This window comes from Pseudomonas sp. (genome assembly GCF_037994325.1).
In the GTDB taxonomy this organism is placed as follows: Bacteria; Pseudomonadota; Gammaproteobacteria; order Pseudomonadales; family Pseudomonadaceae; genus Aquipseudomonas.
On the sequence record NZ_JBBNAH010000033.1, the window covers coordinates 1 to 20126 of the forward strand.

Annotated in this window: 17 protein-coding genes and 1 pseudogene; 12 read left to right on the plus strand and 6 right to left on the minus strand. The window is 60.4% G+C overall.

Annotated elements, in window-relative coordinates:
• Positions 1 to 347 precede the first annotated feature (347 nt).
• Complete coding sequence (locus AAAB16_RS01040; RefSeq protein ID WP_340661657.1) at positions 348 to 950, minus strand: TetR/AcrR family transcriptional regulator; 603 nt, start codon at positions 948 to 950, stop codon at positions 348 to 350.
• 129 nt (positions 951 to 1079) lie between these two features.
• Here AAAB16_RS01040 and AAAB16_RS01045 point away from each other — a divergent pair, with 129 nt between their 5' ends.
• The 6 genes from AAAB16_RS01045 (at position 1080) to AAAB16_RS01070 (ending at position 7551) form a co-directional block, all read left to right on the plus strand.
• Positions 1080 to 2312: a serine hydrolase gene (locus tag AAAB16_RS01045; RefSeq protein WP_340661658.1), complete on the plus strand. Its 1233-nt coding sequence runs from the start codon at positions 1080 to 1082 to the stop codon at positions 2310 to 2312.
• Positions 2313 to 2333: 21 nt separating this feature from the next.
• A complete protein-coding gene (locus AAAB16_RS01050; RefSeq protein ID WP_340661659.1) occupies positions 2334 to 3437 on the plus strand; it encodes a polyamine ABC transporter substrate-binding protein in 1104 nt (367 codons plus the stop codon).
• A complete protein-coding gene (locus tag AAAB16_RS01055; protein WP_340661660.1) occupies positions 3430 to 3891 on the plus strand; it encodes a DUF3237 domain-containing protein in 462 nt (153 codons plus the stop codon). The genes AAAB16_RS01050 and AAAB16_RS01055 overlap by 8 nt, the downstream gene beginning before the upstream one ends.
• Before the next feature lie 206 nt (positions 3892 to 4097).
• The gene (locus AAAB16_RS01060) at positions 4098 to 4940 is read left to right on the plus strand and encodes a TorF family putative porin (RefSeq protein WP_340661661.1); all 843 of its coding nucleotides are present in this window, start codon (positions 4098 to 4100) and stop codon (positions 4938 to 4940) included.
• Positions 4941 to 5006: 66 nt separating this feature from the next.
• Positions 5007 to 6878 carry a CocE/NonD family hydrolase gene (locus tag AAAB16_RS01065; protein WP_340661662.1) on the plus strand — a complete coding sequence of 624 codons (1872 nt, stop codon included), beginning with the start codon at positions 5007 to 5009 and terminating at the stop codon, positions 6876 to 6878.
• A gap of 67 nt (positions 6879 to 6945) precedes the next feature.
• On the plus strand, positions 6946 to 7551 hold the full coding sequence (locus AAAB16_RS01070) for a DUF3237 domain-containing protein (protein ID WP_340661663.1): 606 nt from the start codon (positions 6946 to 6948) through the stop codon (positions 7549 to 7551).
• Positions 7552 to 7795: 244 nt separating this feature from the next.
• Here the strand turns inward: AAAB16_RS01070 and mhpT are convergent, their stop codons facing one another.
• The 4 genes from mhpT to AAAB16_RS01090 form a co-directional block, all read right to left on the minus strand.
• Positions 7796 to 8980: a 3-(3-hydroxy-phenyl)propionate transporter MhpT gene (mhpT, locus tag AAAB16_RS01075; protein ID WP_340661664.1), complete on the minus strand. Its 1185-nt coding sequence runs from the start codon at positions 8978 to 8980 to the stop codon at positions 7796 to 7798.
• 51 nt (positions 8981 to 9031) lie between these two features.
• Positions 9032 to 10906 (minus strand): feruloyl-CoA synthase, encoded by a 1875-nt coding sequence (locus AAAB16_RS01080; RefSeq protein ID WP_340661665.1) that lies wholly within the window; start codon positions 10904 to 10906, stop codon positions 9032 to 9034.
• Positions 10907 to 10988: 82 nt separating this feature from the next.
• Positions 10989 to 12437, minus strand: coding sequence for an aldehyde dehydrogenase (locus tag AAAB16_RS01085; protein WP_340661666.1), 1449 nt, complete (start codon positions 12435 to 12437; stop codon positions 10989 to 10991).
• Between the two features lie 30 nt (positions 12438 to 12467).
• Complete coding sequence (locus AAAB16_RS01090) at positions 12468 to 13298, minus strand: p-hydroxycinnamoyl CoA hydratase/lyase (RefSeq protein ID WP_340661667.1); 831 nt, start codon at positions 13296 to 13298, stop codon at positions 12468 to 12470.
• 160 nt (positions 13299 to 13458) lie between these two features.
• On the opposite strand from AAAB16_RS01090, the gene AAAB16_RS01095 reads away from it, so the two are divergent.
• From AAAB16_RS01095 to AAAB16_RS01120, 6 genes are all read left to right on the plus strand, one after another.
• Positions 13459 to 13941: a MarR family transcriptional regulator gene (locus AAAB16_RS01095; protein ID WP_340661668.1), complete on the plus strand. Its 483-nt coding sequence runs from the start codon at positions 13459 to 13461 to the stop codon at positions 13939 to 13941.
• Positions 13942 to 14242: 301 nt separating this feature from the next.
• On the plus strand, positions 14243 to 14971 hold the full coding sequence (locus tag AAAB16_RS01100; protein ID WP_340661669.1) for a TorF family putative porin: 729 nt from the start codon (positions 14243 to 14245) through the stop codon (positions 14969 to 14971).
• Positions 14972 to 14989: 18 nt separating this feature from the next.
• Positions 14990 to 16849 carry a CocE/NonD family hydrolase gene (locus tag AAAB16_RS01105; protein ID WP_340661670.1) on the plus strand — a complete coding sequence of 620 codons (1860 nt, stop codon included), beginning with the start codon at positions 14990 to 14992 and terminating at the stop codon, positions 16847 to 16849.
• Positions 16850 to 16866: 17 nt separating this feature from the next.
• Positions 16867 to 17424, plus strand: a complete 558-nt coding sequence (locus AAAB16_RS01110; protein WP_340661671.1) for a DUF3237 domain-containing protein — start codon at positions 16867 to 16869, stop codon at positions 17422 to 17424.
• Positions 17425 to 17497: 73 nt separating this feature from the next.
• A complete protein-coding gene (locus AAAB16_RS01115) occupies positions 17498 to 19132 on the plus strand; it encodes a methyl-accepting chemotaxis protein (RefSeq protein WP_340661672.1) in 1635 nt (544 codons plus the stop codon).
• Positions 19133 to 19246: 114 nt separating this feature from the next.
• Positions 19247 to 19513: a DUF1652 domain-containing protein gene (locus AAAB16_RS01120; RefSeq protein WP_340661673.1), complete on the plus strand. Its 267-nt coding sequence runs from the start codon at positions 19247 to 19249 to the stop codon at positions 19511 to 19513.
• 101 nt (positions 19514 to 19614) lie between these two features.
• Here the strand turns inward: AAAB16_RS01120 and AAAB16_RS01125 are convergent.
• Positions 19615 to 20126 (minus strand): annotated as a pseudogene (locus AAAB16_RS01125) (type III PLP-dependent enzyme); the annotation flags it as partial.

The window sequence follows — 20126 nt, forward strand, 5'->3', positions numbered from 1 at the left end:
GTCGCGGGAATGAGGATACGGATACTAAGCGTTGCTCTTTTCTGCCTCGAGCATCGACAGAGAGCGTTCGACAACCGTCAGTTAGTCGCCAACCATCACAGCGTTTCTAATAACCCCCGGTTCTTCAAGCCACGCCGTTCTATCCCCGACTGGTCATGCGGTTGGCACGGCAATAATCGCGTATCTATCGCCAGAAGCTACCAGGCCGCACATGCGCACCTAAAAATCCGCCCAGCCCCTCACTACGACACTCACAAATCGTGGCAAGCAGGCTGGGCGGTAAGAACGCCCCTCGCGTGGCGTGTGTAGCGGACGTGTTCGGGGTGGAAACGTCCGCAGCACTCGGGTTACGGCTTCAGACCGTCAAATAGTGTTTGGGTAAGTTGGCGGATGCGTTGTGCGTGGCCATCGAGATCGGGCACGTCGGCTTGCACCAGGCGCATAAACAACATGGAGCTGTAGTCGTTGAGAAAGTAGGCGACGAAGTCGACATCCACGGTGGTGCTCAGCATGTTTCGGTCTTGCAGTTCACGCAGCAGGCCGGCGATTTCGCCGACCAGGCCGGCGTTAAGGGTGGAGACCTGTTCCGGCGGCGCGGTGAGCATGCTGATGGGTAACAGCTCCCGCCAAATGGCCGGCGGCAACACGCTCAGCTCGTGGCGCACGATCAACGACTCGAGATGGCACATGGCGTCCACGGCGTTATCGAAGTCGGGGATCTGCGAGCGGGCGTCGAGGATGGCTTGCTTGTCGGCGTGCTCGACCAAGGCCAGAAGAATTTCCTGTTTGCTGCCGAAGTAGTTGAACACCGTCGGTGTCGAAACTTCGGCCTGTACCGCGATTTGCTCGACAGTGGTGGCGGCGAAGCCCTGTGTTTCAAAAAGCCCAAGCGCCGCCGTGACTATCGCCTCCCTGCGCTGTTCCTTTTGCCGCTGCCTTAATCCACTCACGCCAAGCCCTCCTGGGCACCCAGATAAGTCGCTGATTCTAGGCAATTTTAGATCAAGGTCAATTCTTTTAGTTGACTATAAGTTTTTATATGAATAAAACATGTCATCGCCAACAACGAGACATGCCTAATGAATAGCGAGTTTGCTCAGGCCTTGCAGAGCGCTTATGAAGACGGTGCAGAACCCACGCCCGCGCTAATGCAGGGTTTCCCGCCTGCCGCCGAGCATCGGGTTACCTGGCATAACTTTATGAGCCCGCCGCACAACCGCTGGGCCTTTCATAACCTGGGACGCATCCGTCCAAGCATTAGCGTGGAGCGCGGGGCGAAGCCAAGTGCACCGCTGGCAATTGCTGCCAAGCGTTTGACCGACTTCAGCTTCACCAGCGCCGCGGGCCATAGCGTCAGCATGCAGCACCACCTGGCCGCGAGCTGCACCGATGGCTGGCTGGTAATGAAAAACGGTGCAGTGCTGCAAGAGCTCTACTTCAACGGCCACCAAGCGCATAAACGCCACATCATGTTTTCGGTGACTAAATCGCTGATCGGCGTCTTGGCCGAGGCAATGGTGGGCAGTGGCGAGCTGAACGAAACCGCGTTGGCCAGCGATTACGTAGCCGAACTGGCCGGCAGTGCCTTCGGTGACGCAACGGTGCGCCAGCTGTTGGATATGGCGGTGGCCATCGACTACGACGAGGTCTATGACGACCCGTTGTCCGGCAGCTCGCAGTTCGGTTACGCCTGTGGTTTGTTGCCACCGCCACCGGGCATCGCGGCCAGCCAGTCGCTGTACGAGTACCTGCCGGCCACGCGCAAAAGCGGCGAGCACGGCGGCTTCTTCCACTACGTCACCGCCACCACCGAGGCGCTGGCCTGGGTGATGGAGCGAGCCAGTGGGCGCAGTTGCGCCGAGCATCTGCGCAAGGTGTGGCAGGGCCTGGGCTGCGAGCGCGATGGCTTTTTTGTAGCCGACCCTTGGGGCCGCAATGTGGCCGGTGCCGGCTTCAACGCCACCTTGCGCGACATGGCGCGCTTTGGCTGCATGCTGCTAGCAAAAGGTCAGGCACAGGGCGAACAATTGATCCCCAGCACGGCCATCGATTCCGTCCTGCAGGGCGGCGATCCGGCTATTTACGCCGCCAACGACATCTTCGCCCAGTGGAGCCCCGGCGCTACCTACAAAAGCCAGTGGTACGTGTACCCCGGCGAAGCCTTGTTAGGGGTGGGGATCCATGGGCAGATCTTGTATATCGACTTCGCCCAGCAGGTGGTCATCGTCAAGCAGTCATCGCTGCCGATTGCCGAGAGCGTCCTGGATATCGATACCTTGCGCTTGGTGCGTTCCCTGGCCAGCCACATCTAACTACCTCTCACCGGAGCTGTTATGAACCACGTGCTGAAAACCTGCGCAATCGGGTTGCTGCTAACAGGCGCCAGCATCGCTGCCCACGCCGAAAAGATCGGTGGCGACCTGCGTATCTACAACTGGATCGAGTACCTGCCCAAAGACGTACTGGAAGATTTCAAAGCCCAGACCGGCATCAACGTGCTCTACGACGTTTTCGACAGCCCGCAAACCCTGGAAGCCAAACTGCTCACCGGTTCAGCCGGCTACGATGTGGCGTTCCCCAGCAGCAGCCAGGTGCCCAATCTGATCAGCGCCAAGGCGTTGCAGCCAATGGACCGCCAGCAGTTGCCGCACTGGAATCAGCTGGACCCAGCCTTTATGGCCCAACGCCAACAGCTCGATCCAGGCAATCGTTACGCCGTGCCGTACCTGTGGGGCAGCACCTTGTTGGGCTACAACAAGGCCAAGGTCGAAGCCGTGTTAGGCAAAGACGTCGACATGCGCGACTACGACCTGCTGTTCAAACCCGAGAACATTGCCAAGCTCAGCCAATGCGGCGTGGCCATACTCGACAGCCCCGACGAAGTGGTGCCCATCGCCCTGCACTACCTGGGCCTGAACCCCAGCAGTACCAACCCGGATGACTACGCCAAAGCCGAAACGCTGCTGAAAGGCATCCGTCCCTACGTGCGCTATTTCAACTCGGCAAAGTATCCACAAGACCTGGCCAATGGCGATATCTGCGTAGCGCTCGGCTGGTCCGGCGGCATGCTTGCCGCGCGCAATATGGCGCTGGCGGCCAACAATGGCATCGACATTCGCATGGCTTTGCCGCGCCAGGGCACGCTGCAATGGTCGGACGATATGGTCATACCGGCGGGTGCGAAAAACATCAAACAAGCGCACGCCTTTATCGACTACCTGCTGCAGCCCGAAGTGATTGCACGCATCACCAATCAGATCGGCTACCCCAACCCTAACCCGGCCAGCACGCCGCTTATCAACCCCGAACTGTTGACCGAGAAAAACCTGTTTGTACCGGAAGCTGACCGCCATCTGCTGTTCCAGATCGAGCCGCCGAAACTGGCTGCGCAACGGTTGCTGACTCGGCTATGGAACAGGATCCGCTCCGATGCCTGAGCCGGCGCTGCAATTGGCCATGTACCTGAGCGTGCGAATTGGCCCAGGTATTAGCAGGGGCCGCACCGAGCAGGGCGAGCGCATTGACTACCCGATTCTGGGCGGCCGTTTCGCAGGTCCCGGTCTGGAAGGCGTAGTGCCCGCTGGCGGTGCGGATTACTACCTGGAGCGCAACGACGGCACGGGGGTGCTGGACGCCAATTACCAATTGCACTGTGACGACGGTGCGGTGATTGGGGTACGCAACTGCGGACTGCTGACGCTTACCGAGGAAGGTCAGCGTCTGGCAGACAACCAGTGGCCAATACCGCAGAGCGAATACCGCTGCCGCTGCGCGCCGCAGTTCACCACCGACAGCCCGCGCTACCAGTGGCTGACACAACGCCTGTTCCTGGGTGTCATCACCTATCCCGCCGAGCACGCGGTATGGATCGAGTGCTACCGAGTCGACTAACCCAGCAAGGAGAACCACGCACACCCAGAATCGTTCTAGCCAACCACCTCACCCGCACCTGACAACACCAAGCCTCAGCCACTTTTCGGTTCGACTCCGTACGAGCCAGGGCCTTGTCACGCCCGGAAAAGTGAGCAGGCAAATAACAAGAAATGCAGATCGACCTCTTCTCTGCCAAATAAATCAGAACAATGGAGCAGAAGTACATGAACAAGATTGCAACCCGGGGGTTGGCCAGCAGCCTGCTCGCCCTCTCCCTATCCGCTCAGGCCATCGACCTGACCCCGGAAACCATGCTGGACATCAACCTCGGTATCGCCAGCGACTGGCGCGTTGGAGGTCTCTCGCTGAACATGGGCGGTGCCCCCGTCTACCAAGGCAACGCGACCCTGGTGCACAAGCCGAGCGGCCTGTTCTTAGGCGCCTACGGTGTATCCGTCGACATGGACACCGAGGCCAACCGCGAGATGGGCTACTACGTCGGCATTGGCCGGCCGATCACCGAGGACACTCGTTTCTCGCTGACCTACATCCGCTACGAATACCCCGGCGATAGCTGGATCAACTTCGATGAGCTTATCGGCACCCTCAGCTACCGCCAGGCCACCGTCGGCGTGAAGTACGCCTGGGACCTGCAGACTCCCAAGCCGATCGACGACGCCAACAAGGACATCGCTGCTGCACACGCCGCCCAGGCCGCCGGCCAGATCCCGCCATGGGTACAACTGCCAGGCCTCATTCCTGAGCGTGACCCGCACCGCACCATCGGCTGGGCTGAATACGACTTCTACCTGCCCTATGCGACCAAACTCAACGTGCGCTACGGCCACACCTGGACGCCTGACGAAAATGCCTGGCGCTCGGGCAGTGGCAAAACCCGTAGTGGCTACAGCGACTGGGGCGTATCCCTGACCAAGCGCATGTGGGACTTGGAATGGAAGGCCGCCTACATCGACACCGACCTGTCCAAGGCCGAGTGCCAGAACAACTTCGGCAAGGGCGGCGACTGCCAGGCCACCGTGGTGTTCTCGGCAATGAAGAATTTCTGACTTGTAGCGGCAGACATTTCTGCCATCCAGACCTAGAAAATACCTAGCCAATACTGAGGTTCAGTTATGCAGATCCCCCCTATCAAGCATGCCCTTGGCCTAAGCGCCCTCTGCGCAGCGTTGCTGATGGCCGGCTGTAACACCCAACCACCGATGGAAGGTCCGCCGCCTGCCGATCGCAGCTTCCAGGCCTTCTGGGGCAAGCGCGTTACCGGCTATATCACCGCAGCCGATGGCACCGAGTTGCGCTACTCGGTACTGCTGCCCAAGGGCGAAGGCAAATTTCCAGTCTTGATCCGCTACAGCGGCTACGACTCCGGCAGCATCGGTGGCTCGGCATACCTGGCCGACAACGAGACCTTCTCCGTCGCGATGGACAAGGACCTGGTCGAGCGCGGCTACGCCGTGATGGGCGTACAGGCCCGTGGCACCGGCTGCTCACAGGGCACCTTCGACTTCCTCGGGCCACAGTACGGTACCGATGGTCGCAGCGCCGTGGAGTTTGCCGCGCAGCAGAGTTGGTCCAACGGTAGTGTCGGTATGTTCGGCTGGTCCTGGGCCGGCATGTCGCAGCTGATGACCGCCACCGAACGCCCCAAAGGGCTCAAGGCCATTGCTCCAGGCATGATCCTCGGTGACCCGCGTAGCGACAGCTGGGCCCCGGGTGGCGTGCCCAACCAAGAGTTCACCACGACCTGGCACTGGTTCGTCGACATGCGCTGGGACGCGGTCAAGGCCAGCGCCGAAACAGAGAAAGACCAACGCTGCCTGGCCCAGGTTGAAGCGAACAAGGCGAAAGTGGTCAGCTCCTCGCTGATGTACAACCTGATTCGCCACCCGCTGCGCGATGAGTGGACCAAGCAACGCGAGCCGCGCAATCGTGCCAACGAGGTGCAGGTGCCGGTGCTGTCCATGCAGAGCTGGCAGGACGAAGCCGTACTGGCCCGCGAAGGCTACTACCAGGAACGCCTTGACCCGAAACTGTTGTGGATGGTGCAGTCCAGCGGCGGCCACAACCTCTACGAGTCGGAGCACTTTCGCAAAGAGAAGCTGTATCCCTTCCTCGACCATTTCGTGAAAGGTGAGCAGAACGGTTTCGAGAGCGCCAAGCGTCTGGAAATCTGGCAAGAGACGGTGGCTGATGTGCGCGAAGGTCGCCACCAACCGAACGAGACGGCGCACCCTGGCTGGACCATCGAGCGCGACCAGTACCCGCTCGCGGTCAAGCCGGTGAGTTTCGCCTTGGGCGAAGACGGCGAGCTGATCGAGGGTGGTCAAGGCAGCGGCAAACCGGACGCCTACCTCTATCCGATCCCCGGCCCGGACGTGAACACCTACCTCAAGGACAACGCCTGGGGCTGGCAGCACCCGCTGTGGAAACAGGGCAGCCTGGCCTATACCAGCGCGCCCTTTGAGCGTGACTTCCTCAGTTACGGCACTGCCAGCGCAGATATCTGGCTGTCCACCTTCCTGGCGCCCGATGCGGACGTGCAGGTGACCATCACCGAGGTGCGCCCGGACGACAAGGAAGTCTTCGTCCAGCGTGGCTGGCTGCGCATGTCCAACCGCAAACTGGATGACAGCAAATCCACCGAACTGCGCCCCTGGCTGGTCGACGAGCCGGATGCCATCCAGCCGATGCTGCCGAACGTACCAGCCCTGGGCCGCGTGGAAATTCCGCCGTTCTCCCATCCGTTCCGCAAAGGCTCCAAGCTGCGCATCTGGATCGACACACCTTCGCGCACTGGCGGCTATGGCTTCGCCTACTACTCGCTGCAGAGCCGCAACAGTGTGTACCACGATGCGCAGCACCACTCGCGCCTGGTACTGGGCGAGCTGACCGGCGTAACCGTACCGCAGGCGCTGCCAGCCTGCGACACGCTGCTCAAGCAGCCCTGCCGCCACAACCCGCTGTCGGCCTTCAGCCGCCCGCTCTGATGCATTAACGCAACGCCACCCTCGCTTGGCGTGGGTGGCTCTCCATTGAGATTCGAGGACTGCACTAATGAATGTACTAAACACCCGCCGCAACACCCTTGGCCTATTCAGCGCTCTCTGCCTGACCATGGCTACAGCCTGGTTGCCTCCAGCCCAGGCCAACGAGCTGAAGGAGAAGATCCCCAACCGTCTGACCGACGACCTGGTTTTGCAAATCAACGTGCAACTCGGCGCACGGGAAGAAATGGGCAAAGGCCCCGATGGTTTACGCCTGAACTACCCCATCGCCGGCGGCACCTTTGTGGGTAAAGACATCGACGGTAAACCTATGAAAGGCACCGTGGTGCCTGGCGGCGCCGACATGTCAGTGATGCGCGAAGACGGCGTGACGCGCATCAACGCCCTGTACCGGCTGAAAACCGATGACGGCGAAATCATCATCATCGACAACGCCGGCATCTGGCGCCTGAACGAATCCGGCCTGGCCAAAAAAGCCAAAGGCCTGGAACTCAAAGACATGAAAGAAACCGACTTCTATTGCCGCACCGTTCCCGCATTCAAGACCCAACCGGGTAAACATGCGTGGATGAACGACTACATCTTTGTCGGCACCATCGACGGGGTGAGCGAGCATGAAGTGTTGATCAGCGTGTACAAGATGGCCGGGTTGTAAGCCCCGTTGCACCGGGCACAACCTGTTGACTGTGCCCTTGCCCGCCCCAAAAAAATCGATGCTAACGCCTCGATTTTTTATTTCCCGCTCCCGTAGGCGCTCGCAAGCTGGTTGCTACCAGCGGACAAAAAAATACCGCGCAACGGGGTTAGGAACGTTGCGCGGTAAAAGCCATCCTCAGTCGAAGCCAGTGGAGCCGAGGATGGTGTCGCTCGTAGGGTGCGCTGCGCGCACCAAAATCACCTCAGGCCGTACGGCGTAACAGCACGGCCGCGCTGCAGGCAGCAATGGCCACCAGCGGCGAGACCGCCAGCAGTAACCCACTGACCCCAGCACCCGCCGCCAACAATTGCCCCGCCGCCAATGGCCCGCTCATGGAGCCCAAACGCCCCACGGCAACGGCCACCCCCACGCCGGTTGCACGCACCTGCGCCGGATACAGCCGCGGTGCCAATGCATACAAGATCAATTGCCCGCCCACCGCGCAGCCACCTGCGGCCAGACCGGCGAGGTACAGGCCGTAGGTCTGCGCCACGCTGCCCAACGCCAGCAAGGCGCCGAGCATGCCGACATAGGCGAGCACCACAGCCAGCAGCGCGTTGCCTTTGTCCATCAAGCGCCCCGCCAACAGGGAGCCGGCCACCCCGCCCACGTTAAACAGCACCTGAATGGCCGCCGTATCCAACCGACTCAGGCCGCGCTCGATCAGCAACGTCGGCAGCCAGTTGAGCAGCATGTAAAGCACCGTAAGCGTGCAGAAGCAGGCGCCCCAGAGCAGCACGGTGGAAACGCCGCGACGCTGGCCCAGCAGTTCGTGGGTAACCGCGCCCACTCCGAGTGACCGCCCTTGCAACACCGGTGGTTTTGGCAGCCACACAATCAGCAGTGCGGCGATCACCAAGGGCGCAAAACCACCGACGTAGAACACCAAACGCCAGTCGCCAGCAATGGACAGCATGCCAATCAACGCAGCGATGGCTCCGCCTAGCGGTACGCCACAGTAGGTCAAGCTGACGGCCAGATTGCGCAAACCGGGGCTGGCCACTTCCGAGGACAGCGCGATCAGAATTGGCAATGCGGCGCCCATGCCAAGCCCTGTCACCGCCCGTGCCGCCAGCAGTTGTTCGTAGGTGGTGCTATGGGCCGTCAGCAGCGAGAACACACCAAACAACACCACCGCCACAATCAGCACCTGTTTACGGCCAAGTCGGTCGGCCAACCAGCCGCCAAACACGGCGCCAGGGAGCAGCCCAAACAGGCCGGCGCTAAACACCCAACCGAGTGCCGCCGGACTCAATGCGAACGTGCTGGCCATGGCCGGTGCGGCCACGCCGACGGCTTGCAGGTCCAGGCCCTCAAGCATGGCGACGATAAAACAGAGGACGATCGTGCGTACGGACGCGTCGGTCCGGGCATAGTCAGTGGGCATGTGAACCTCGTTGTTATTGTTGTAGGCCGACCAGCGCGGTCGGCTTCAGCGCTAGGCCTGGAAGCGAATAACTTCCGGCGCCTGTCCGCGATACAGCGACTCGACCAAGGCCGCGCGTGCCTGCAAGACGGCGCGCTGGTTGATTGAGCCTTTGTCGGTGATTTCGCCACGGTCAATGGAGGGTGGTGTCGGCAACAACACGATCCATTCCAAGCGGTTGGCATTGCCAGTGGCCTGACGATTTAGCCGATTGAGCCACTGGCTAAACCAGGCACGCACCGTTGCATGGGCGAGCACCTGGGCGTTGCTGGCATCACTGGCTAACCCCGCTAATTCCCGGCATTCAGCCAGATGCGGAAACACCAGCAACCCCAGGCATTCACGATCCGGCCCCGCCACCACCACGTCTTGCACATAGGGTGTGCCATCTAGAACCGCGCGGTTGCGCAGCGGGCCGACACTGACAAACACACCTGAGGACAGCTTGAAGTCCTCGGCAATGCGCCCGTCAAACATCAAGCCCAACTCCGGCCGCTCAGGGTCGGCAAATTTCAACGCATCACCGGAGCGGTAGAAGCCCTCCTGATCGAACGCATCTAGCGTTTGCTGTGGCGCCCGCCAATAGCCAGCCATGATGTGCGGGCCGCGAAAACGCGCTTCCAGCTTGCCGTCCACCGGCACCAGTTTTATCTCGCAACCGGGGGCCGGCAGGCCGACATAGCCGGCCATGGACAGCGGCCCGGTGGTAAAGGTGCAGGAAGGCGAGGCTTCGGTCATGCCCAACCCAGCCATCATGCGAATGCGCACCCCACAGTGCTGCTCGGTGACCCGATCCAGGCGGTCCCAAATGCTTTGCGACAACCCCGCAGCAGCGAAAAAGAACAGCTTGGTTTTGGCGTAAAAACGCGCGCGTAGCTCGCCGTCCTGCTCTAGCGCAGCTACCAGTTCTTCCCAGCCCTTGGGCACGGTCAGATAGGCAGTGGGGGAAATATCTTTAAGGTTTCGCAGCGTCTCGGCCATGCCTTGCGGTGTGGCTTTGCCGTTATCGATATACAGGCTGCCGCCGTTGTAGAGCACGATGCCGACATTGTGGCTGCCGCCAAACGTATGGTTCCACGGCAACCAATCCACCAGCACCGGCGGCTCCAGAGCGAACTCAGGAAACGTCTGCAACAGCATCTGCTGGTTGGCACAGAGCATGCGCTGCGTGGTGGGTACCGCCTTGGGCAGTTTGGTGGAGCCGGAGGTAAACAGGAACTTGGCAATGGTGTCGGGGCCTGTGGCGTCGAAGGCAATGTCGGCCGCCTCGACGCTACGGGTTTCCAGCAAGTGGCTGAAGCTCAGGCTAGCTCGGGCCGGCAAGCTGCCACGGGTTAAAATCACCGGCACATCACTCGGCACCAACGCCTCGATGGCGCGCTGGAACGGCTGCGCATCGGCAGCAAACACCAGGCCCGGCTGTAGCAAACCGAAAATATGCTTGAGCTTTTCCAGGTCCTGAGACAGTAGCGAATAGGCCGGTGACACCGGGCAATACGGCACGCCGACATACTGCGCGGCAAAGGCCAGTTGCAGGTGCTCCAGGTCGTTGCCGGAGAGAATAACCAGCGGCCGCTGTTCGCTCAAATCAAACGCCAATAGCGCCTGCCCGATGGCCCGCACGTTAGCCAACATGACGCTGTAGCTCAGGGTGACCCAACGGCCATCGGCGCCTCGCTGGGCGGCGAAAGTAGCCTGCGGTTTTACCCTGGCCCACTGCACCAGACGGTCCAGCAAGCGCCTTGGCAGCGGCCGTAACTGCTCCTGTGGACGCAGGTAAATCGTGCCGTCGACACCCGGCGTGATCTCCACGCCAGGGCTGCCAATGGCCACTTCGCGATAGCGCACCACGGGGTCAGCGTGGGGGGCTACAAGTTCTCCATTCACGTGCCTTTCCTCTCATTCGGCACCGGCCCTCGCGCACGCGGGGCAGGCGCTCAACTTGTTCTTGTTATGGCGAACGGGTGTTTCAGATGGGGTAATGGCGGGGGCCGTTTTGCACAGTGACCCAGCGCAGCTGAGTGAAATGCTCGATGGAGGCACGGCTGCCAAAGCTGCCGTAACCACTCGACTTCACACCGCCGAAGGGCATCTGCGCTTCGTCGTGCACCGTGGGCCCGTTGATATGGCAAATGCCCGATTCCAATCGCTGCGCCAGAGCCAGGGCACGGGACACATCACGGCTGAAAATGGCCGCCGACAACCCGAATTCGGAGTCGTTGGCCAGGCGCAGCAGCTCCTCGTCACCCTCACCACGCAGCACCACCGCCACCGGCCCAAACGACTCGTCGCGGTACAAGCGCATGGCGTGGGTCACACCATCGAGCAATACCGGCTGCATGATGCTGCCCTGCAATCCACCGCCGGCAACCAGGCGCGCGCCATTGCCTACCGCGTCGTCCACCAGCGCCTGGATGCGTTGGCCGGCAGCGGCGTCGACCAACGAGCCCAGCACGGCATCGGTAGCGTCCGCCGGTCCAGCCCGCAGCTCGGCAACCTTCGCGGCCAGCTTGCGCACAAAGGCGTCAGCCACCTTGGTATCGACAATCAGGCGCTCGGTGGACATACAGATTTGGCCCTGGTTGAAGTACGCACCAAAGGCCGCGGCCGCAACGGCAGCATCCAGATCGGCATCGTCCAGTACGAGCAACGGCGCCTTGCCGCCGAGTTCCAGCAAGGCCGGCTTCAAGTGCCGGGCACAGTGCTCGGCAACGATGCGCCCAACATGGGTAGAGCCGGTGAAATTCACCCGACGCACCACCGGATTAGCAATGAGGCGGGCGACGATCGCAGGCGCGTCTTCCGGCGCGTTGCTGATCACATTGACCACCCCGTCACCCAGCCCAGCGTCGTGCAACACTTGGCCTATCAAGCGGTGGGTAAACGGGCTGGCTTCCGCCGCCTTGAGCACCACGGTATTGCCGCACGCCAGCGGCATCGCCAAGGCGCGCACGCCGAGAATCACCGGGTCATTCCTCGGCGCAATGCCCAACACCACTCCGCAAGGCTGGCGCAGACCCATGGCAAAACTGCCGGGCACGTTGGAAGGAATGACCTCACCGACAATCTGAGTGGTCATTGCCGCCGCTTCGCGCAACATGCCGGCGGCCAACTGCACGTTAAAGCCATACCAGTTGGCCGCCGCCCCGGTTTCGATGGCTGCGCTCATAAATTCGGGAGCTCGCGTCTCCATCAGCTCCGCCGCTTTTAACAAGCGAAGCCGGCGCTCGCTGGGGGCTAACGCGGCCCACACAGGAAACGCGGCCTGGGCTGCAGCCACAGCCGCATCAGCGTCGTCCAGAGTCGCCGCAGCAACCTGTGACACCACTTCGCCAGTGAACGGGCTAAGCCGTTCGAACGTGCGGCCATCGGCGGCTGGCTGGGCTTTACCTGCAATCAATAACGGCACGTCGAACATAGACACCTCGAGCAAGTGGGATAGCGGCGTTTAGCGTTTGTAGGCTTGCAGACCGGGCTTGATGCTTTTGTCGTCGAGGAACTGCTTCATTCCCTCTTCGCGACCGCCTTCGGTGTCGAGCAAACGCGATTGGTCGAGCTTGGCGTAGAGGTAGTCTTCGTTCTGCTCCCAGGTGAGTTCGCGGCAACGTTTAAAGCCGATTTTTGCGGCGCGCAGTACAACCGGGTTTTTCTCCAGCAAGTTGTTCGCCAGCTCCAGAACGGTTTCACGCAGCTGCGCCAATGGCACGCTCTGGTTAACCAGGCCCATGGCCGCGGCTTTCTGCCCGCCAAAGGTTTTGCCGGTCATGATGTAGTACAGCGATTCGCGGTGGCCGCAGGTGTCGGCCATGGCTTTGCTCACCAGGTTGCCCGGTGGAATGCCCCAGTTAATTTCCGAAAGACCAAAGGTGGCTTCGTCGGCGCAGATCGCCAAATCGCAGGCCACCAGCGGGCTGAAGCCGCCACCAAAACACCAGCCGTTGACCATGGCAATAGTCGGTTTGGTGTACATGCGCAGCAGCTTCCACTGCCAGTACGAGGCTTCGCGGCGGATTTTCTCTTGCAGGATTTCCGGGCCGGCATCCACTTCGCGGAAGTATTCCTTCAGGTCCATGCCAGCGGTCCAGGCTTCGCCGGCTCCGGTCAACACCAGCACGCGCGCATCGGCGTCTTGCTCCAAGGTTTCTAACACGTCGGCCATTTCGCGATTGAGCGTCGGGCTCATGGCGTTGCGCTTTTGCGGACGGTTGAGAATGACCCAGGCAATGCCCGCGTCCACTTCGACTTTCACGGTTTGCCAACGGCCTTCATAGGTACTCATGGTGCAGCCTCATCTGGGTAAGTGAGGCGAGACTATGACGAGAATTTAGTTATGTCAATTAACTAGTTTTGCAAATTATCGACCCAGTAGCGCGTTTTACTGTGCACAAGCCTCACAACTCATTAAACTTTAAAATCATTTTTCCACCACGGGACTGCCCATGCCGCGCTCGCCAAAAGCCACACCCTTCGACGCCATTGATGTGGCAGCGACCGACAAACTCGACAGTTCGCTAAATAACCTGGTGGGCTACCTGATGCGCCGGGTACAGATGAAAATCACCCAGCACCTGAACGGCCAGCTGGAAGAGCACGGCATCCGCCCAGCACAGTTCACCGCGCTGAGCGTGATCGAACAATCGCCCGGCCTGATGCAAACCGACCTGGCCAAAGCGCTGGCGATAGAACCGCCGCAGGCGGTGCTGATGGTCAATAAGCTGGAAGAGCGCGGCCTGGCCATGCGAGTGCGCAGCCTGCCGGATAAACGTGCTTATGGTCTGTTTCTGAGCAAGGCCGGTGAGCAGCTGCTCAAGCAGCTGAAAGCCATTGTTATCCAAAGCGACATTGATGCTACCGCCACCCTGAGCAGCGAAGAGCGCGACCAATTGCTGGTGTTGCTTAACAAGCTGTACCAAGACCAGTAACGCATCCCCGCTCGATCTCCCTCCCTTCTACGTAAACGCCTGCCTGGCAGGCGCTGTTTTTACGCGCCCTCATCAAAATTAGTTAACACCAATAACGTTTGCACCTAAGCAGTGCACACCACGTTGCGCAAAGTGGATAGAACCCAGACAACCTTCCCCTTAAGAATGGCGGCGTGTAGCGCTATAGCCGACTCACATTTCAAACACCCGACCATAACGCTCACAAACTAGATAACTTAAATAACAAAACTATCGAACTGCATTTCTGCCATTCCAATCATAAAAACCGGAGCGCAGCCGCATGGGCAAAATAGGATTGGGTCTGGGAGCCGGGCTGTTGTATTGCCTGACTTTCCCCGCACAGGCCGTCGAACTAAACGAAGATTTCTCGCTAAACCTGACACTCACCGCCTTAAGCGACTACCGCACCGGCGGCATCTCCCAGACCCTGGGCGACCCGGCATTGTGGACAGACGTCAGCCTGGTTCACAGCAGCGGATTGTACGCCGGCGTGTTCACCTCCAACGTCGATTTCGGCACCGACACTCGCCGCGAGTACGACTACTACGTCGGTATCGCCCACGACTTCACCGACGACATCAATGCCACCCTCACGTACTACGCGTACGACTACCCCAAAGACAGCGAATTTAACTACGGCGAATGGATCGGCACCCTCGGCGCCTACGGTGCGACGCTGGGCGTGAAGTACACCAACGAAGTGAAGCCCTACGACGACGACCGCAGCGTGGTCTGGCTGGGTTACGCCTTTAACTTGCCCTACGAAACCACCCTTGACGTGCGCTACGGCGTGAACGACGCCAAGGACGATATCTGGGTATCGCGCGATGAGTCCGCGCGCAGCCGCTACTACGACTGGGAAGTGGGCGTTAGCAAAGAGCTGTTCGGCTTCAACTGGCGCGTGGCGTACATCGACACCGACCTGTCTCAGGCCGAATGCGCCTCGGTGAACGGCTACGACGATGTGTGCTCGGCCACCGTAATCGCCCAAGTGGCGAAAACGTTCTGACTTTTCCAGGATTCGCTCATGACTAAAAACACTTTCCACCGCGCTGTGGCGGCAGGCACCTGCGTCTGGCTGCTGACGCTGGGCGCCTACGCGGCCCAGGACGTACCCGGGCAAGAAGTCAGCAACGCACCGACGCGCACCTGGCAGCCCTTCTGGGCAAAACGCGTTACCGGTTACTTGAAAGCAGCCGACGGCACCGAGCTGCGCTATTCGGTGCTGTTACCCAAGGGCGACGGCAAATTCCCGGTGCTGCTGCGCTACAGCGGTTACGACAGCGGCAGCATCGGCGGCGCGGCCTACCTGGCCGACGACGAAACATTTTCCGTGGACCTCGACAAACAATTGCTCGAGCACGGCTATGCGGTGATGGGCGTGCAAGCGCGCGGTACCGGTTGCTCCGAAGGCACCTTTGATTTCCTTGGCCCGGACTACGGCAAAGATGGCCGCGCGGCGGTGGAATTTGCCGCGAGCCAGGGCTGGTCGAACGGCAATATCGGCATGTTCGGTTGGAGTTGGGCGGGTATGTCGCAACTGATGACGGCCTCTGAACGCCCTGCCGGCCTCAAGGCCATCGCCCCCGGCATGGCCATGGGCGATGCCCGCAGCGACAGCTGGGCGCCAGGAGGGGTGCCAGCGCCGGAGTTTGTCACCGGTTGGCATTGGTACTTGAGCCAGCGCTGGGCAGCGGTCAAAACCAGTGCTGCGAGTGAACAGGACCAACGCTGCCTCAAGCAATTGGCGCAGAACGAAGTGGACGTAAAAAAACACGCACTCACTTACCAGATCATCCGCCACCCGCAGCGCGACGAGTGGACGGCGCAACGCAGCATCCGCGACCGCACTGATCAAATCCAAGTGCCGGTATTGTCCATGGAGGCTTGGCAAGACGAAGCCGTTATGGCCCGCGAAGGCTATTACCACGAAACCCTCAACCCCGAGCAACTCTGGCTGGTGCAGAGCAACGGCCCGCACGACATGTACGAGTCCAAGCACTACCGGCAAAAGCTGCAGGCGTTTTTCGACCACTTTGTGAAGGGGCAGAATAACGGCTTCGACCAATTGCCTCATGTGGAAATCTGGCAGGAAACCGCCAGCAGCGGACGCCGCGACGACCTCCACGAACTGAATGAGCCAGCCAAGCCCGGCTGGACCATAACCCGCGATCGTTACCCAGTAGCCGTCACGCCTGTGCGTTTTGCCATCGGCGCCAACGGCAGCCTGGTGGAGGGCGGCAAATCCAGCGGCGAACCCGACGAGTACAACTACCCAGTGGCCGGCCCTGACGTGAACACCTACGAGGTGGACAACGCGTGGGGCGAGCTCAAGCACGGTTGGAAAGAAGGCAGTCTGGCCTACACGAGTGCGCCGCTGAAACGCGACCTAGTCACCTATGGTCCGGGCAGCGCCGACCTGTGGTTGTCCACACCGCTGGGGCCGGATATGGACGTGCAGGTGACCCTTACCCAGCTGCTGCCGGATGGCCAGGAGGTTTACGTGCAGCGGGGTTGGTTGCGCCTGTCGAGCCGCGCCCTGGACAAGGAAAAGTCCACGGCATTACGCCCTTGGTTGCTGGACACCCCAGACAGCCTGATGCCACTGGAGCCGGACGAAGCCGTGCTGGGCCGCGTTGAAATCCGCCCGTTTTCCCACACCTTTCGGGCCGGCTCGCGCGTGCGTATTTGGATAGACGCACCGGGTCGCACCGGCGGGTATGGCTTTGACACTTACGCCCTGGCGGCGCGCACCAAGCTGCTGCATGACACGGAGCATCCCTCACAACTGGTACTGGGTGAACTGCCTGGCGTGAACGTGCCGGTACCGCAGCCACCGTGCAACAGCTTGCTTAAACAACCCTGCCGCCCCGACCCACTTAACTAATCAACGGGATGACGTTTATGACCGCGCAAAAACTGTTCTGCGTCCTCGGCATCACCACGCTGCTTGGCCTGGGTGCCGTCCATGCCGACGAACTAGAAGAAACCAAAGCCAACCGTATCAACCACGAGTTGGTGATGCAGATCCACGTCAAGCTGGGCCCGGAAGAAGATATGGGCAAAGGCGCCGACGGCCACCGTATCAACTACCCCATTGTCGGCGGCACCTTTGTCGGCAAGGGTATGAAAGGCACCGTGGTACCGGGTGGCGCGGATATGTCCGTGGAGCGTAACGACGGCGTCACGCTGATCGAGGCGCTGTACCGCCTGAAGACCGATGACGGCCAGATCATCATCATTCACAACCCAGGCATCTGGCGCCCCAATGCCGACGGGCTGGCCAAACAAGCCAAGGGCCAGGAACTGGTCGAAGCCGACTATTACTGCCGCACCCAGCCCAGCTTCAAAACCCAACCGGGCGCCTACGCCTGGCTGAACGACTACATCTTTGTCGGCACCATCGACGATGTCAGCAACGACGAAGTACTGATCGGCGTGTACCGCGTGGACGGCGCCTGACCCCCTCCCGCTCGCTTGCCGCCGCCCTGGCGGCAAGCCTAACCCCGTTGTTCACCGCCAGTTGAGCGCTCTTATGCTACGTCTACGAAACATCGCGATCGAACGCCGTCTCTGGCTGATTCTGGCCGTCGCCCTGGCAGCCATCGCGCTGCTGATGGCCTTGGTGCTGGTGCAAGTTCAGCAGGGTCTATACAACGCCAAGGTTTACCAAATTCAGACTGCCGTGGAAAACACCCGTGGCATTCTCAAGCGTCTTCAACAGCTTGAAGAACAGAAGCAACTCAGCCGCGAGGATGCGCAGCGCGAAGCGCGGGAGATGATTCGCGGCCTGCGCTACAACCAGACCGAGTACTTCTTCATCCAGAACCTGCAACAGCAGATGCTGCTACACCCGACCAACCCGGCACTGGAAGGCACCGATGTCAGCGGCTTGAAAGACGCCAACGGGGTGGCCATCAACGCCGAAATGCTGCAGGTCGCCAAGCGCGACGGTAGCGGCATCGTGCGCTACAGCTGGCCCAAACCGGGCCACGCGCAACCCGTGGAGAAAATCTCCTACATCACCCTGTTCGAACCCTGGGGCTGGATTCTGGGCACAGGTGTTTACATCGATGATATTCAGGAAAAATTCAAAGCCGAGGTCATTAAAATCGGCACTATTGGCCTGGCGATCGCTGCCCTGTTGGTGGTCATTACCGCGCTGATTTCTCGCAGCATTGCCGTCCCCTTGCGCAACACAGTCAAGGCCATGGCTGACATTTCCCGCGGCGATGCCGATCTCACCAAACTGCTGGCAACTGACGGTAGAGACGAGCTGTCCGAGGTGGCCACTGACTTCAACCGGTTTACTGCAACGCTGCGCACCATTATCAGCGACATGCTGGTTGCGGCTACGGCCACCGACAAAGCCGCTCAAACCATCCATGGAAACTCGACGGCCGCCAAAGAGCAGAGCGACCTGCAAGCCCAGCAACTCACCCTGATCGCCACGGCACTCAATGAGGTCACTTACAGCATTCAGGACGTGGCGCAAAACGCAGAGCAGTCTGCGCAGGAAGTGTCCGGAGCAGAAGGCCAGGCGCTGGAGGGCCTGCGCAATGTCGAACTCACCCTCAGCGAAATAGGCGCACTGTCCGCGCTGATAAACACAGGCGTCAAAACCATTCACTCACTGGCCGAGCAGAACGAGAAAATCAGCTCGGTGCTAGCCATCGTCCGCGCGATAGCGGAACAGACGAACTTGCTGGCGCTCAACGCGGCCATCGAAGCGGCCCGTGCCGGCGAGCAAGGCCGGGGGTTTGCCGTGGTAGCCGATGAAGTTCGCCTGCTCGCACAACGTACCCAAGACGCCACATCAGAGATTCAAAGCATGATCGGCGAGTTGCGCCTGAGCAGTAACGAAGCAGTGGCGATGATCAGTGAAACCCACACACTGTCCAACCGTTCCGTCAACCAGGCGATGCTGGCAGGCGAATGCCTGCGCGCGATTGTCAGCTACCTCCAAGATATCGCCAGCAAAGGGCGGTCCGTGGCGCAGGCCACTTTTCAGCAGTCGTTGGCAGTGGAAGACATCAACCGAAACCTAGCCACCGCATCGGCACAAGCTAACGAAGCCGCCCACTATGCCGAGCAGGCCCGAGAGTTGAGCGACACCCTGCTGCTAAATTCTACCGAGCTGAGGGGCACGCTTAATCGATTCAGGTGCTAGAGGCAGACCTTAAGTGGAAAACCGCCATGTATTAGAACAGCGCGCCCTGCTCCCCCAGCATTGGCTATGATCCGAACTCAAATGAATTCAACGCGAGGTTCCAGCGTGGCAAAGATGACATTCGCGTATGCCTGTGCGCGGTTAAGGGAGTACTTCGCACCAATGGGCTTTGATGCCGTTTTGGTTTCGCCGCAGTCGGTAACGGCGCGGGTTTACGATACGAAGACGGGGGAGGATTTCGCCCTGGTGGCCGGTTTGCCGTGGAGCAGTGTGCCAACCGAGGACGATCTGCTGGCAATCATTGATGCGTTGCAGGAGGAGATGGAGCTTCAGGAGTTTGTGCACACGCCCCTGAGTGACGACTCGCGCGTGGGGGATTAAATGTGCGGGGCCGTCAGTTGATTACGTTGCGTACGCAAGCTGACGATCACCCGCACCGGGGGCAACAAGCCCGCCAAACGCAAGCGTTGGCGGGCTAAGGCTTACAGGTAGAACGCCTTCAGCGGCGGAAAGCCGTTGAATTCCACAGCGCTGTAGCTGGTGGTGTAGGCGCCGGTAGACAGCCAGTACAGGCGGTCTCCAATGGCCAGGTTCAGCGGCAGGCCGTACTTGTAGTTCTCGTACATGATGTCGGCGCTGTCGCAGGTTGGGCCGGCGATAACCACCTCTTCCATTTCGCCTTTTTTCTCGGTCCAGATCGGAAACTTGATGGACTCGTCCATGGTTTCGATCAGGCCGGAGAACTTGCCCACGTCCACGTACACCCAGCGCTCAACGGCGGTACGCGATTTACGCGCAACCAGTACCACTTCGCTGACCAGGATGCCGGCGTTGGCGATCAACGAACGGCCTGGCTCCAGAATGATTTCCGGCAGGTCATCGCCGAAGTCTTCTTTCAGGAAGCGGATGATTTCTTCGGCGTAGGTTTCCAGGCTATTGGTGCGGGTGATGTAGTTGGCCGGGAAGCCGCCACCCATGTTGATCAGTTTCAGCT